This is a genomic window from Xenorhabdus beddingii, from assembly GCF_002127545.1.
In the GTDB taxonomy this organism is placed as follows: Bacteria; Pseudomonadota; Gammaproteobacteria; order Enterobacterales; family Enterobacteriaceae; genus Xenorhabdus; species Xenorhabdus beddingii.
This window is the reverse complement of record NZ_MUBK01000031.1, coordinates 17424-32793: the sequence shown is the minus strand read 5'-3', so window position 1 is coordinate 32793 and position 15370 is coordinate 17424. Positions and strand designations below refer to the sequence as shown.

The window sequence follows — 15370 nt, the reverse complement described above, 5'->3', positions numbered from 1 at the left end:
TACCGACCCCACTTAGCCCTAAAATATCAAACGCCCGATGACGTACATCATCAGGCGGTGATGAGTAAAATAAGTGTCAACGTATATCAGGACTAGACAGAATACCCCACGATATATTCCGAGGTAATTTGCGATAATTCATCCGCCTTTCGGCCAAGGACGTGACAGAGTATTAGTACTACAGTCGATGAACTGAGTCCTGCTTCACGGGAAACCGCCGCTGGTATCAACAAGTCATCCTCTCTGGCAAAAAATAAGAGTGAAACTTCCCCACCCTGAAGTTAGCTACGAAAGACGATGGAAAACACTGCCTAACGTGCCTAAGTACCGTTGATACTCTTTAAGTTAAAAAAACTTCATCGCCGAATTAACGAACTTTTTCAGTATAACAGCCACCTTGCCACCGTCAAAACGCGAAAGCCATATTCCTTTCTCCCTAGCTGATACAATTAAAAACATTCATTACTAAAATCACTTTTTTATGGAAATGTAGTGATCAGATTGTTTTAATGATTAAAAATTCCATAAAAAATAATATATTACCCTGATTATATATCCACATCCTATAATAACGATAGAAAACACTTCATTTCTCGTTTAGAACGGTTGATAAAATGGTAAATATCATTCCATAAAAAAAGTAGCCTCGTCTTTTGTTTCTCCGAGGGCTCTATTCCTGAACAGTTAAATTGATTAATCCAATATTCTAGATATTCATTAGATAATTGGCCATTATCCTGTTTAATATTGGAAAAAAGAAATATCAACCAATCCCATTTATTTAATCTACTCGCCAGAGAAAAACACAATCTCCACCCTTTTATTGATTGAGTGTTATTCATACAGTACTGTACATCAGTTAGAGTAAGAAATACCTTATGCCTATCCCGTAATTTCAAAGCGAATTTCCCTACTTTGGCAGATGGATGAGTAAAAGCCTCAAGTAAAATGCTCTGTACCGTATTTCCGCAGTGCTGCATCAAAACCTGTAATGCCCCCATATAGATCCCCGGATGGCGACGATCCAAACAGAGAGTAGCCCAATCAACTACATCTGGATGTTTCAGTTCATCCAATCCTAATAAAGCAACCCGTTTTTTCGGGGCTGTAGCCTTAGGGCTTTGCAAAGCCTCAAGATAGATATTTGTTGGATCAATATTCCTAGCTGCCAACAGTCTTAGAGTCCTCTGTCGAACCAATGCGTTGCTGTCAAATGACAGTAATACTAACGTTGAATGAGGAATATCAATGGAATAATCAATAGCATACTGCAACGTGGCTTGCTTAATAGGTACAAATGGATCTTTCAGAAAACGCTGGAAAATTTCCATATCAGTAAGATCGGATTTATTTAGTTGATACCGTACTGACCTTAACCTAACCATAGGATCGGTATGCTCTATAGCACGTCTCAAAACTTCCATCGGTGGAAATAATTCACGTTCATTCAATACATGCAGAGAACAACGCGCTACAGATTTATCACTTGATTGCAAGCCGTTAAACAACGCACTACGATTCTCTGGTTTTGCCAGAAATTCCAAAATATCATCCACCAATTTCTGATGTTGATCACGCTGGCAATCCAGTAACTTCCAAAATGCAGGTAAAACTTTTACTAGATTATCAACATACTCAGAGAGCAAAAATTTCCTGATACATTGACGGGCTGACCGCCTTATAGGTTCAGCCCAATCATTCGCCCGTTCAATAAATTCAGGTAATGCTGAACTTTCACGCATAGCTCCAAGACACAAAACGGCTCTTTGTCTAATTTGGCCGTCATGGTGTCGAGTTAACCATTTTAATCGAGCTACCTTATCTTCTTTGTTGGCTTTGAGCCAGTTATACTCAGCTAAATGAGACGCAGTAATTATCTGCTCAATTTGGCGTAATAAAAAATATTCTGATGCCATAATTGTCCTTTTTATTTTGTGTTATTCCCAATCACCCTAAACTCCAGAAGATAACTGTAAGTTTTTTACATAAAAAATATCTTAAATTCATTTTTAACTGGGATTGTTTAAAATACCTAAATTTCTAAAATAAACTTATAACAGATGATATATTTGAGATCTATTACCTGTAATAGCTACCGCATAAGCTCCCATTCATCAAATTGTTGCTTAATTTGTTTAATCGATGTGAGCTTGATCTTGGGCAGGGTTAATTGTTCGAACTTTTCCGCGTAACGTTTTCGGCTTTTGGGGGTGACAACAGAAATATGATGGATCATTTTCCATGTGATGCTGTCTTTACTCCCTTCCAGAGCACCGCAACGGTTACGTTGGAATAGCGTTCTATTGACATAGCGTAGCAGGCTTGCGGGTGTTGAGATATCTAATAAAATGACCCCTGTCGCTCTGGACAGACGCTGTGATAGATATTTTCTATAGTTTCCATCTATGATCCAGCTCTCCTCTTTTATTGCCATGTCATGCAATAAAATAAACTCATCTACCGGACGTTCTTGCCAGTTTGTATTTGGTAAATGAAAAAGCTGATCCAGATGAGTCGCTTTCAGGTTACATTTTCTTGAGATTGCATTCGCAAGCGTAGATTTACCGCTGTTCGAAGGCCCCATAATACAAATTCTATTTCCTAAATCCGAAAGTTTCATCACATACCCCAGTCATCATAGACACACTTATTGTTATCCGTATGGAAGCAAAAATCACTTACAGTAATAAGGCGATCAGTTTTTCACATGTAAAAATAGGGACTCAATTTGGTTGTAGATCACCGCATCTATGCTCATACAGCACGTTGAGTGAGTAAACTTAAAATGGCGTTGTCGCTGACTAGAATTTTATGAAAAGCTTTGCAAAACGTGAATTTCAGACATAAAAAAAGACGCTTCTTTTGATTAGCGTCTTAATTTAGATGGTGCGAAGGCCGGACTCGAACATCAACATAATTTACTGATATTAAAAGTAAAATAAATTTTATTTATTTTCCGTTCCCCCATTTGTTCCCCCACGTGCATTTTTGCCCTTTTTATCGTCGAAAAAAGATTAACTATGTTGAGCATTGATATACAACTCCAGTAACACATTTTTAACTGCAACTTAAACAATAGTTATATTTTTTATTTCATTAGAAAATAAGTTAATTTTAATTATATATGTCGCTGGTGGAATTAAAAAATATACCGGAAAACCAGCTAACTTTGTCTTAACTGTACATACTCTACAAAACGCCAAAATATGATATAACTAATTGAAATACAGCTATTAATATCATGTACGGGTGGCTATACATACCCTACATACCGTACATAAAAAGACTACTAAATGAACAAAAAGCCTCTAACTTAGAGGCTTTTATGTCGTTGGTAAAACGTACTACTCACTACGCTAACCAAGGATACTTAAATCTTCTTTATCAAAGTACACCTCAAGCCAATCTTTAGCTTCATTGGTAAGCACGACATTGTATTGATACCCTGAAATCTTTCTAACTTTCTGTAGGTTTATCCCTACCTCTTTAAGAATTTCCGGTAGCTGTGCCCCGAAACGGGTTAAGTTCAGCAAGTTCTTGTGACCGTGAGCCTCCATATAGGATATATACGCATGGTAAAGATACTTGTCTGGGAAGAACGGCGGTTTATTGACGCCCATATACATTCCGGTCGCATCGATTAACGCTTTCAGATAACTACAGAAACCATACAGCGGGTCGCTGGTATTCTTCACCCGCAATGCTTCCGGTGATTGTCGCTGTTCAATCAAAAGCTTTTTTGCCCGTTCTGGTTTAGCAAAGTCCACCAGCAAACAGCGTACAATAACTGGCAATTCAGCTTTTATCTTCTCTAATAGCTTCGGGTCTTGTTCATTTTCTTTCACCTGATTATTGAATGGGAAAATGACACGCCGTCTGGCTATTCCGCCCTGACGTTCAGTAAAGTGCATGGGTTCATTGTTTGTTGCCATAATCACCGCCTGAATGACAGTTTCAAATGGCCTGATATGCTTCGGATCTACTTTCACTGAGTCGCCCCCAGTAATCGCTTTAATGCCAGAGCCGTCGCCTACGTAACGGGGCTGGTCTGGCAAGATAATCAAGCTCTTTCCTACAAACGAATCCCGTTCGCGGGGGGCATCCAGATCTTTGACGCTTCCGCTTGCGGCGTTATGGCTTCCCGCTAATAAAGTCGCAATACCTGTAAAGACGCTTTTCCCGCTTCCCCCCAGTCCGGTAACCTCAAGGAAAAGCTGCCAATCGTAGCGATTAGCCAGCACCATAAATAGCGCAGCTTTGATACGCTTCATAAACTGAGCATTATCACCGGCACTCTGTGAAAGCCATTTATAGAAGTTCGGTGCATGGTCTTTGAAGTTTTCACCCGGAAGAGGATCGGTAAATTCCACGCCATTATGATTGGTGATCCAATCGTCAGGTGTATGTCCCCTGAATGCCTGAGTTTCAAGGTCGTAAACACCGTTGGCAAAACCAATCAAATAGCGTGAAGCCTCGCCCATAATGGGGATCTGCAATTTCATTGCACCAATGGCACTGGATACCGCACGTGGGCTGAATGTCGCGTTGTTTTCAGTGAACATCTTCGCCATCTGGCGTTCTAAGGCCGCATCAGGCACATATTCCCACACCTGCCCGTTATAATAGTACGCGAATACACTATCTTCGGATTTCATCCGAATAAGGCCATAATGCTCCGCCAGCAATTCACCCCGTGTACTCGCTGCCATATCTCCGATACCCTGAGCCTTAATACGCAAAGCACCGGGATTTTTCCAGCCAAGCTTTTGTGCCTCACTGAAAATACCGCGATAACTGGAGTTATTGGCATGCAGATAGTTATCCCATTTATGCGCGGCCACAACATGAAGATCTTCATCGGGATAAGCGTCTTGAGCCGTGACAGACCAATCAATAAATAACTGTCGAGCTTCGTCTTCGTGTTCCGTTCCTTTCAGCGACGCGAGACGATAGCCGTTATTTGACCATGCTTTATTATCATATGCCTGTTTCAACATCTCAGGGTGCCATAAGGCACTACGTAAATCAGATATAATATGTTCGTCGATAAGTTCTAGCTCGCTAAAATCAACCTCATCAGCTTGTTGAGATACTTTTTTGCTGGTGGCCGTATCGCTTTGAGGTTCTGCAACGGGCAAAGGTAAGAGATCAACATCAATAACCTCGCCCTGATAAATGTTGCTTTCTGCTCCAATATGAGGGCAATACAGATAACTTTGTGCGCCGTATACGCTCCGGTCAAAGACAAGATAATCAGCCTCTTTAGCCCAACGAGCTTTTTCTCCTTTGATACCCTCAAAAGTAAAACCGGCTTCCCGCATCAGTGCGCTTTCAAACGCCGTACCTATTGCCCGGCGTTCATCCGGTTCAACCAAGCGGGAATACTCACACACCAAGCGAATGCGGGGGTTCTCTGGGGTGCTGCTGGCTGTGTGGTACATCAGCATTGAATACCGCGTTAATACTGACATTAGCGCCGCTGCTGCATTGGGGGTGCTTTCATCGATATCAGCACAGCCAAAAGCACAAGCCGCCATGTTACCCACTCTGCGAGGCATCCCCTTTTGCTTGGTTGGTGGAGCGAACCAGAACAGCTTTTTCTTCTCTTCGTTACGCGCTTTGCCATTCATGCCGGGCACTATGGCTATTTCTGCCCGTTTAGATAAAATGACCTGACTGAACTCTAAAAAGCTACTTTTTGCCACAAGTGCGGGGGCATTGGTATTACCCCGCGCTAATAAAAATTGTACTGCCATTATTGTTCAACTCCCCACTTATCTTGTACGCCCATTTTTTCCAGCCCGTCAGCCCACAGTAAGCTCAAGATTGTTTGGTTCTTTTTTGTGGTCTGGTCTGCAAAGAGCGAAGCAATAAAATCACTATCAGCAGGCGAGAAAGTGATAGGAATATGCCCTACCTGTACCATGTGTGCCGAACGGCCTGTTTTACCGCCATCGCTGGAGGTATACATCAGGGGATTTTGGTCAATTCGCAGGTTGACCAGCGTATACCAGTGATGCGCTCCAGATATTTCTTCGGGGTTATACTCACCGGGGAACGTATCGCGCAGGTAATAACGACAACGGGTATTCTTGGCGAACCATGCCAAATCGGATCTTGCCATTGGGGGCAAATGTGCGGCGTTGGCCGCTATTGAATCGGAAAAGTCTTTTAACTTTTTATTCAGTGGTTTATTTGTTTCTTTAGATTTACGCATGGTCAGCTCCCCCTGTATTGCCGTTCTGCCGAGTATTACAACCATTAATTGTTTCAGCCTTAAAGCCGGTGGATTGAGTGATAAATTTGTTCATCAGTGAAAAACCTCCGGCTTATTGAACGCCATTTGAGGTATGCCCTCTTCAATAAAGCCACGATGTAGCTCAGTAAGTACGTGTTTACCAAAGTCAGACAGTGACAACCCTTGACCAGGGGAACCCACCAGCATTTGCTGGTAGAAAATAACGGCGTTTTTTATCCCTTGCTCATGACCAAATCGCGCAATCAGCGCCCCTTCAATGTTATTCGCCAGTGCTGAACGCTCAGTGGATAAGAAAAGCGGGAAGACAACCGAGGAATTTTCCAGCTTGAAGATCGCTTTACCGTGATGCTTTTCCTTTTGCTCTTTAACCCATACATGCGCCACTATCCAACGGAAGAAGCGAATATCATCTATAGGTTGCCCAGTGGGAAGCGTTTTCAGCCACGCCATGAGTAGCTGAAAAGCTAAAGCGTTTTGCTCGTCCCAATCGCCTCTATCGGCTCGGTCTACAATGGAGGTTGCGGGCAGGGAAATAACGATCTCTTCTTCACCCCTTTCTTCTGGCTTGTAGTAAAGCGTCACAATGCCGTTTTCAGTGACAGAACGGTATTTATCAAACATATTGCACCTCATTAGCATTAGCATGGTTAACGCGAGGTTCAGCCTCAGCCGTCCAGTTAGCGCTTTTGGCATTATCGGTATGCAGTTGTAAGAGTTGTTGCGCATAAGCCAGCAAATCGGCCTCTATATCCCTTGCTTCGGGATCTAAGCGCAGGTACTCCACGGCCTTAAGAAATGCCGAAACAGGCTCTAACACATCGGCGGGTTGCGCATAGAGAGTTGCTAATGAACGATCAGACATGGCGCACCTCCTGTACTGGCAGGCGACCAGCAAAGAGCAGGACGAAATCACGGGAAAGGACAGAACGGGCACACTGCTCGTCGGAGGCAATAGCCTCTATACGGCTGGGGGTAGCGGCTAAATCTGCACGTTTGATGCTCAGAAACACAAATTTGAAATGAGTGGGGGTAGGGATAGTCGCCATAGTTGCGATCTCCGTGTGAACTTTTACGAAGTCACCACCGGAGGTCTCAATCTCTGAAAGGGCGGTGACGCTAACAGGGTTGAGACTACTGGCGTACACGGAAACCAGCCTACCTTTCGGTAGCCCCGCTAGCGGCACCATTGAATACATATAGGCGAATTCCGCCTTAAATGGTAGGTGCTGTGATGCTAGGACACAAAAAAAGACGCTTGGCGCGTCATGTGTCGCCGTGTAGTTCTTATTCAGGGTCTCAATCCTGACACCAGATTTTGCTGGCGCGGAATCACTATAGCCAATGTTGGATAACAAAGTAAAGAGACAAGGATCACTATTTCGGTGACAGCGCGCTTTTATCGATTCAAAAAACTTCACGTTCATGCGTTCGCCTCCATGCGCTGTGCTAACGCCAGTTTTTCAATATTAAGAAAATGAGAAAAATACTTTGAAACTGACTGATTACGCCATGATTCCGCTTGAGAATTTAATTCCGATATATTGCTAATATCCAGTATGTGATCCGTTAAATCGCTTTCTTCTACCTCTCCTTCACTTCCTACCTGCTTCCATTCAGCTTCGATTACCGATAACTCAGCATTTCTATAGCCATTAGGGTAAATCTCATGAGCAGCACTGTTATTCAGTAAAATAACAGCACCATAAGCATGAATGTAACTCGCTATATAAGCAGGAACTCCAGCGCCTAAACTACACAAAAAGTTTTTGCTTTCATCAGATAGAATATCGAGCAAAACGGACTCAAGTTTCTCCTGCTCCACATTAGCGCATATCCATAAATAAACATGGTATGGATTGTGTTTAACACGAGATATCGGCTTTGCGTGTAACTCATTAGCTACTTGCTGCACAACCTGTTTGACTACTTCAAAATCCGCTGAAAACCATTCCCCAGCGCAGCTATACGCTGATAACAGGCAATGTGAGCGGGATTCTATTTCACTGTATTTTTGTTCTACTGAGGTACAAAAAACATCGGTTATGGCCACCCCGCTACCGCTGGATAGCTGCTTTATACGTGCGGGGACATTCCTTGTTTTACCTACTTTCACTAATCCAATATTCGATTTAGCAACATAAACAAAACCGCCTTGTAGACCCTTTGGCATAACACATTTATTAATATGGTCTAATGTCGTAGCGGTAATATCGCCCATCCTGAATTTAGAGCGAGTTTGTCCGGTGGCACTTAAGCCACTTTTTAAATGTTCCATGTTTATGACTCCGTTATTTGGTAGGGTACAGCGACAACATTAATTCGGCTGGGGGTAATAGACATGCCCGTATACCCACCAGCAAAGGTGTAAGTTGCCGGGCAGGGGATACCGGCAAAGTATCAGTATGATGCGGCTTAGCCATTGTTCGTTCCCAAGCGTGAGGCAATAATGCGTCGGCTGATCCACGCATCAATTTCACTTTCGACGAATGCGGAAGCACGTGCGCCGGTCTTTATTTGCTTGGGGAATTTACCTTCGGCGATATATTTGTACACCGTGGACTTACCTAAACCAGTACGGCGGCAAACTTCGGGTAATCTGATAAGAGAGTGTTGCATAAATAATAGTCTTCCTCGGTTGTTATTAATCGGTACGAGAGGAAGACTAATACTTTTGATTTTGGAATATTCGAATGTTCCGGGAATATTCCAATATTCCAACTAGGTGAGGATTAAGTGGTTATTTATTACGCACCATTTTGATATCCACGTTTTCAAGATGGGGCGTTATCTCACAGGCAACTTCATTGAAGTAATCTTGTATTTTTCTCCCGTCCAAATGTGCTACACCTGCATTTTTAAAAGCTTGGCATATTGCACTGTTGGGGTTATCCATTGCTCGGCGGGGGTATTCAGCGGTATCAGAGTCGTAAGATGCATGAAGTACCGCCTTTGTAAACCGGGCGAGAGTATTAAAAGTCTTGATGGATACGGTTTCACCTGTTGGTTTCGTGCTATTTTTAGATATGGGGGTATTGTGGATAAGCGAGTATATTTTCTCTAATTCAAAGCGAGGGATAACAGGTTCTGGCATAGGAAAATCTTCATAAGCGGTATATTCCTCCGCTGGGGTTTTATGAGATGCTGTGCCCGTTTTCTTATTGGTGTTCTTTTGCTTATCGTCAGTATAAAGCTCTTCAGCATTGTTAATCGCGTATTGCTCATAACTACGGCATTTGCTTTCTTCCCCGATCTTTTGTTCGTTTATTTCTCCGGTGGTTAAATTAATACCGCTCTGGATAGTTGTAACCCAATCTGAATGGCAAAAGCGTGTAGCTAAATATTTATAGTTCTCAGCTTCTCCCAACAGTACCCCGAATAAATACCCAAGCTTTTCTTTAAACCATAGTTCCCGTATATCATCTATAAGATGATACATACCTATACGCCCCTCTTTAAACCAACCAGTAATATGTCTGGGTTCAATTTTAAAGGGAGGATCAGTTGCATTGAGTATGTCTAATGCTACGCTCATGGGGGGATTTTCAAACACACATGCCAGCGGTTTTGGCTCTTTCATCACGTCCGCCTTATAACGTTGTGCCTTAACAATGGAGGTGATGAGGCAGGCGGTAAGGCGTACCGCTTTTCTCTCCGTCAAGATAGCCCCATCGGATAACATTGTGCTATAGCTGGTGGTTTTTGTCCAAAGTCTGGTTACTCCGAAATGGAGCAATTAAGCCTAATCAAGGTGTTATAGGCAGTCCATCTATATAATTTATTGATTGTTATTGATTTCCACCAATGGTGGAAGTGTTGCCGCAGAGTGTCTAACTGGCTTAATTTCGTTGGATAGACGGAATCACTTTGCTGGTGGATTTACAGGCAAGATGTAAATATGCAGCTTTGTTCAGAACGGCACACAGAAAGATACGCCTAACCCTTTGATATTCTCAGAAACCTCAATTTGAGGAAGTTGAGTTTCTACCGCTGATTAACCCCTAACCATTGGCTAGGTTTTTTACTCTCTCCTGCACCACTCGCTTTATGTAAGGCATTCAGGTTAAAACGACCTTCTGAATCCGTAGTGATTTCTACACCAGCAATGACAGGTAATGCTTTAGTTGTTATACTCATGCTATCAATCTCTTGGTTAGTGGTTGGTGCGTTAGTTTCTTCAAGTGTTACTGACGTTTTAGAAGCCCCGATGGTTGCAGCCGTTGGGGTTTTGCTTTTATTAGATCTCGATTTCACCTTTCTTCTCCATTTCATCCAATAACTTAAGCCGGTATACGATATCTGCGCATATATTTCTTTGCCGTTCTTAAGCTCCCTTCTTCAATTTCAGGAGGAATATTTTTAGACCAGACTGCATATTTGCAGTGTGACTATATTAGATCGATTCCGGTAAAACGCCGGAATTAAACCTAACTCTTTAATATTTTCGGAATCCTCCATTGGAGGAAGCCGGGCGATATGGGAATTCCCATATCGGCTCAAACTCTTCGTTTCGGGGTATTTGACCTTTATCAATGGGCTATCAGGTCGGGTAAAAGTTTTCCGCGACCTTGCGAGCTAAGCCCATTATAGGGCTTTGTATTGCCCGTAATACCTGAGCTTTGCCCTTGCGGGCTGGTGGCACTTGGTAAGACTTCTTATTACAACAGCTAACACGATCAGACCACTGAGTTTCATTATTGTTGTATTAATTGGGCAAAAAATGATAATAAAAGTCGCTTCTATAGAATGTGATTGCATATAGCCTTCAACATAAATGTTGATATTTTCAATACATTAAATAATTAAAAAAGAGAGGATTTCATGCAAATAACAAATCGTTCAAATAGAACTATTTCTGTTAGTGTGAACAAATGGGGGAAAAGGGGTGATACAGATTTTAATAGTCTTAGTCCGGGTGAAACTGAATATTGGGATCGTAGCGATGAACGTGGCTTTATAATGAGTATTATTAAGAACGGGGAAAGAAATTCTTATTTTATATTTGCCAACAGTAGTGTCTTCATCTATGAGGATTACATTGAAGACTTTGGCAAAAAAATAAAACCAGCAACCGATCGCTATATCTCATAGAACGTAATTAAGAATACCCACACATTCTTCCATATTCTAAGTGGGAATTCTGCCTTAACCCTACTGCCATATTTGGCGGTAGCCGTTTGTGCGTAACTATTAGTTACTCGCAAATAGCCTTAACTGGACAAATTTGCGAGTCAGTAATTCTGACGCACAAATGGCTTGCTAGTGGAGCCGTTCGCGCAGGTAGTCGGGCAATGGATAGGCTTTTTACTACAGGGCGCTCAATGCTGAACTGGACAAATCCGCCCGGTTACCGTGGAAGCCATAGATGAGGTCTATTTCTAAAGGTTCGTCTAAAACCTCCAGGCACCCGAGAATAAAACTTTCAGCCACCAGCATTCGCTTTCTGACTTCGCTTTCACTGAGCTTGAACTTGCGACCAATGGCGCGTTTAGACATGCCGCTAACGTAGTGGTGCTCGATAAAATCACACTCCTGAGTCATACCGACATTACGCAGCTTGGCGACACAGCTATCTATGATCATGCCGTCCTCGTCATTGCACGACAGCTTGTTGTTACCGGTATAAGTCACCGCGTCTTTAAACCCAGCAGATACCGACTTCCAACCAATGTTAACTCTGCCTTGCACTACCCACCCGCCCCAATGCAATAGTATTTTCTGCATATCTCTGTGCATGATTTTTTATCCGCCTTGGTTGTACCAGATAACTAGTACATCTTAGCATCGGTAAGGAGTAGAAGAAATAGACCGCCCACCTTTGGACTATGCTGATTTGAAAGGGCTTTTACTCCATTTGAGGAAAAGTCTATCCGTAAACCACATTTGGACTACCCTGATTTTCAAAGGGCTTTTCAATTCTAGCGATTCGCTAGAATTAAGCCTTCTCAATAGGTTACCGGGGAAGTGCTTATCTGGTTAGTGAACGGGCAATAGAGGACTCAAATTTGAGTCATGAGGGAAAACAAAGGGTTAACTAACATCCCGCAGATTTGCGTCATTAATATAATCAAAGGGTTAACCAACCGTACCCCAAATTTGGGGTACTAATATAATCAATTAGTTATACGTGGTAGTAATGATGATTGGCTTTTCAACCATCAATATAACTTGCTGATTTAGTTTAATTATAACGGTTCGTTAGAATCAAAAGCCCCTCGCTTTTAACTGCCGGGATATCGGTAGTTTCCCCGGCATAAGAGGATTATCTAGCTGATATTGTTAGTAAAGCATATTTGCTTTACGGATAACTGTTTGCTTTTGGTCATGGTCAAGAAATTGACCATCGTTGCTAACCGTTCTGCTGGTGGAAAGAAAAATCACAAAAGAACGCCGGATTGCTCCGGCTGGTTGAGGTTAATGCACCTTGGTTTGTAGGCTGCGCACCAATATTGCGTTATTACGCTGGACTGTTTCACCCGTCAGTGCCGCCGCCTCATGAGGTGATTCAACACCATTAACCGTGATGTTGTAATTCGGCGCAATCGTCGTTTGGTTTTGTGTCGTACTGGCTAGCGTTTTCAGCAATTCCGGTGAGTGCCCGGTATAGCTCAGCATTTTGTTGATGTTCTTTTCAGCGTTATCAAACATCTTCGGATCAAAGTTCCATCCGCTGTTTTTAGCTAACGCTGTCCTACTCACCATGTTGTTCCTGACCTTGGGGATATAATTGCGGGTCTCTGCGGGCATTCTGTCCATACCGAGCTTTTGCACGTTTCCAATGCCCCAGTTATACGAAGCAAGCGCTTTATCTAAATCACCGCCATGTGTTTTCAACAAACTACTCAGCATCTTCGCTGCCGCTTCCGCCGATTTATGCGGGTCAAAAACATCATTACCTGTCAGTCCATAACCTTTAGCCGTGGAATCGACGAATTGGAACATCCCCTTTGCCGTACCGTATTTTGTTTCAGGGCCGATTGCTTTTGGATTCCCCGCTGATTCCGTCATAGCAACACCATGCAATAACCCCGCTGGCAAACCGTAACGTTGCTCCAATGACGTAAAGGTATTAGACATTGAATTCAGTAATGCTTTTCCACCCGCGTTATTTTGGCTTTTCTTCGGAGCGAATTGTTCATCCAGAATTTTATTTACTTCATCCAACGTCTTTTCACCTCGCGCTACTTTTAACCGTAGTTGGTCGAGGTAAGGATCACCCGTTGGTATATCTATCGTGGTTTCCGTGAATCGGTAGCCTTTATGTTGATTCGCCCACTGGTTTTCTATACCTAACGCTTGCCCCACATCGCCTACGGCGCGTTGAAGTCCGCGAGTGTTCGCGTTCCAAGACGCTTGAGCGCTGGCGGTTATATTGTCCCAGTCAGAATATAGATACTCAGCATACGCCAACAACCCCGCTGTGCGTAATAACTTCGTTAAGCCACTTTTCCCCACCGCTGTAGACAATTTACCCAACGTCCCTAGTACACTGGTTAACCACTTACCACCAAGAAATAGCGCAAAGCCCCAAAAGACAGTTTCCCAACCGCCTATCGATTTCACAATACTACCAACCCACTCCCCCATTTCCTTTAGAGCCTTCATGACGGATTGAATGGTGCCTTCCCATTTACCCCAGTCAATAAAACTATTTTTTCTTTCTTTCCAGCCCTGATAGTCGTCATATAGCAGGAACATCGCCGCCAGCAATGCCGTAATAATGCCGATAGGTGATGTTAGGAACCCCGCATTCAACGCCCACCATGCCGCAGCAACAAGACCAAAAATTTTAATCAGGTTTTGGCTGCCCTCATCCAGCCGTTTCCACCAGCCGATTAAATCCCGTATACCCTGAGCACCGCGATAAACCATCTGGCCTAGTATCTCAGACAGCGTGAGCACCGCTTTTACTACGGACATAATGACTTTTTCAATGGTCGGCCAATGCTTCAGGATCAGATTGGTGAATTTCTCAACACTCGGAGTCAATACACGGGCAAGTTCCCCTCCGATCTTGTCTTTCGCTGAACCTGTTACCAGCTTAAGCTGGTACATTTGGGTCATAAAGGCGTTGGCATGTTTGGCCGCAACTTCGGGGTTATAGCCCAGCGTCTTGATTATCCGGTGATAATCAGCAGCATAACCGCCAATTCCCCGGCGCATCGCCATCAGGGTATTTTCATCGATGCCTAGAATACTGGCGTACTGATTTGCCCGGTACGTAGGCATTCCTGACAGCCGTTCGCCGACCAGAGCAACAAGCGAAGCGGTATCCCGCAATTGGCCGTTAGTATCGCGGGTCTGGATACCCATGTTACGTAAGAAGCCCTCGCCACCGGGATTACTGCGCAGGAATTTAGCGACGCCCTCCAGCGATGAGTTCAGCCCCTCGACACTGCCGCCCGACTGGCTGACCGCATAGCCCAGTGATTTGATCTGCTCGACAGCTCCACCTGTGCGTTGTGCCTGCCAGTAGAGTTTATCCAAGCCACTAGCAACCTGAGCCGTGAATCCAACCACCGCCAGCGCTGCGCCCTCCACAGCCGCGCCCAGTTTCAGAACATTGCCCGTGACGCCTGCCACCATTGCACTAAATTTTTTCTCGTTAGCGTTGTCGATTTCAAATCCCAGTGAGATTAGAAAGTCGCGGATAGTTTCTGCGTTAGTGTTGCTCATCTCGTCGCCTTATTACGTTCGAGGGTATCGATGTTTCCCCTATCGTTGAGATGGCGTTAATAATAAGGGGAATGCTATTTTTTAACTGCAATATCATCAGATATAAGCAAGTTTCTGTAGATAAAATATACCAAATTACCCCAGATAAGGGCATAAAGTTTAGAGCATAGGAAATATTTTGAATACCTTTAACACCAAGCCACCACAGGTAAGCAAGCACTCACAAGAATAATTTTTCGCCGAAAACTACATAAAACTACAGTTTAAAAATTCAGCAGTTAGAACATGATAATTTAAGCTCTTGGAACCGGTGAGATAGTTCAGCAAGACAAATGGGATAGAGGGGCTGGTGGAGCGTTTGCCAATAAATAAGACAACGAGGTAATAAGGAGGCGTGCTTCATGGGAATTTTTTCACATTTAAAAAATGCGCTCAGTT

15 protein-coding genes are annotated in these 15370 nt (G+C 43.4%); 1 reads left to right on the top strand and 14 read right to left on the bottom strand.

All coding sequences use genetic code 11. The annotated features are described in order from the left end of the window. Window positions 1–563: 563 nt before the first annotated feature. The 12 genes from Xbed_RS15800 to Xbed_RS20725 form a co-directional block, all read right to left on the bottom strand. The gene (locus tag Xbed_RS15800) at window positions 564–1916 is read right to left on the bottom strand and encodes a HEAT repeat domain-containing protein (protein ID WP_086113856.1); all 1353 of its coding nucleotides are present in this window, start codon (window positions 1914–1916) and stop codon (window positions 564–566) included. 176 nt (window positions 1917–2092) lie between these two features. After that, window positions 2093–2620, bottom strand: a complete 528-nt coding sequence (locus Xbed_RS15795) for a GTPase (protein ID WP_086113855.1) — start codon at window positions 2618–2620, stop codon at window positions 2093–2095. A 736-nt stretch (window positions 2621–3356) separates the two neighbouring features. Continuing rightward, window positions 3357–5756: a DNA primase family protein gene (locus Xbed_RS15790; RefSeq protein WP_086113854.1), complete on the bottom strand. Its 2400-nt coding sequence runs from the start codon at window positions 5754–5756 to the stop codon at window positions 3357–3359. Continuing rightward, entirely contained in the window at window positions 5756–6217 is a 462-nt protein-coding gene (locus tag Xbed_RS15785) for a hypothetical protein (RefSeq protein WP_086113853.1), read from the bottom strand. The genes Xbed_RS15790 and Xbed_RS15785 overlap by 1 nt, the downstream gene beginning before the upstream one ends. A gap of 93 nt (window positions 6218–6310) precedes the next feature. Further along, on the bottom strand, window positions 6311–6880 hold the full coding sequence (locus Xbed_RS15780) for a hypothetical protein (protein WP_086113852.1): 570 nt from the start codon (window positions 6878–6880) through the stop codon (window positions 6311–6313). Further along, complete coding sequence (locus tag Xbed_RS15775; RefSeq protein WP_086113851.1) at window positions 6873–7121, bottom strand: hypothetical protein; 249 nt, start codon at window positions 7119–7121, stop codon at window positions 6873–6875. The genes Xbed_RS15780 and Xbed_RS15775 overlap by 8 nt, the downstream gene beginning before the upstream one ends. Beyond that, entirely contained in the window at window positions 7114–7683 is a 570-nt protein-coding gene (locus Xbed_RS15770) for a host cell division inhibitor Icd-like protein (protein ID WP_086113850.1), read from the bottom strand. The genes Xbed_RS15775 and Xbed_RS15770 overlap by 8 nt, the downstream gene beginning before the upstream one ends. Next, a complete protein-coding gene (locus Xbed_RS15765; protein ID WP_086113849.1) occupies window positions 7680–8534 on the bottom strand; it encodes a GIY-YIG nuclease family protein in 855 nt (284 codons plus the stop codon). The genes Xbed_RS15770 and Xbed_RS15765 overlap by 4 nt, the downstream gene beginning before the upstream one ends. A gap of 13 nt (window positions 8535–8547) precedes the next feature. Beyond that, window positions 8548–8679, bottom strand: a complete 132-nt coding sequence (locus tag Xbed_RS20535; protein WP_279625533.1) for a hypothetical protein — start codon at window positions 8677–8679, stop codon at window positions 8548–8550. Further along, window positions 8672–8875, bottom strand: a complete 204-nt coding sequence (locus Xbed_RS15760; RefSeq protein WP_086113848.1) for a helix-turn-helix transcriptional regulator — start codon at window positions 8873–8875, stop codon at window positions 8672–8674. Before Xbed_RS15760 ends, Xbed_RS20535 begins: the two co-directional genes overlap by 8 nt. 121 nt (window positions 8876–8996) lie before the next feature. Further along, the gene (locus tag Xbed_RS15755) at window positions 8997–9917 is read right to left on the bottom strand and encodes a hypothetical protein (protein ID WP_139837508.1); all 921 of its coding nucleotides are present in this window, start codon (window positions 9915–9917) and stop codon (window positions 8997–8999) included. A gap of 323 nt (window positions 9918–10240) precedes the next feature. After that, window positions 10241–10510 carry a KilA-N domain-containing protein gene (locus Xbed_RS20725; RefSeq protein ID WP_086113846.1) on the bottom strand — a complete coding sequence of 90 codons (270 nt, stop codon included), beginning with the start codon at window positions 10508–10510 and terminating at the stop codon, window positions 10241–10243. Between the two features lie 567 nt (window positions 10511–11077). On the opposite strand from Xbed_RS20725, the gene Xbed_RS15745 reads away from it, so the two are divergent. Continuing rightward, entirely contained in the window at window positions 11078–11347 is a 270-nt protein-coding gene (locus Xbed_RS15745; protein WP_086113845.1) for a hypothetical protein, read from the top strand. Between the two features lie 216 nt (window positions 11348–11563). Here the strand turns inward: Xbed_RS15745 and Xbed_RS15740 are convergent, their stop codons facing one another. Both Xbed_RS15740 and Xbed_RS20595 read right to left on the bottom strand, forming a co-directional pair. Further along, window positions 11564–11992, bottom strand: coding sequence for an antiterminator Q family protein (locus Xbed_RS15740; RefSeq protein WP_208612258.1), 429 nt, complete (start codon window positions 11990–11992; stop codon window positions 11564–11566). A gap of 678 nt (window positions 11993–12670) precedes the next feature. Beyond that, complete coding sequence (locus Xbed_RS20595) at window positions 12671–14932, bottom strand: lytic transglycosylase domain-containing protein (RefSeq protein ID WP_086113843.1); 2262 nt, start codon at window positions 14930–14932, stop codon at window positions 12671–12673. Window positions 14933–15370: the final 438 nt, after the last annotated feature.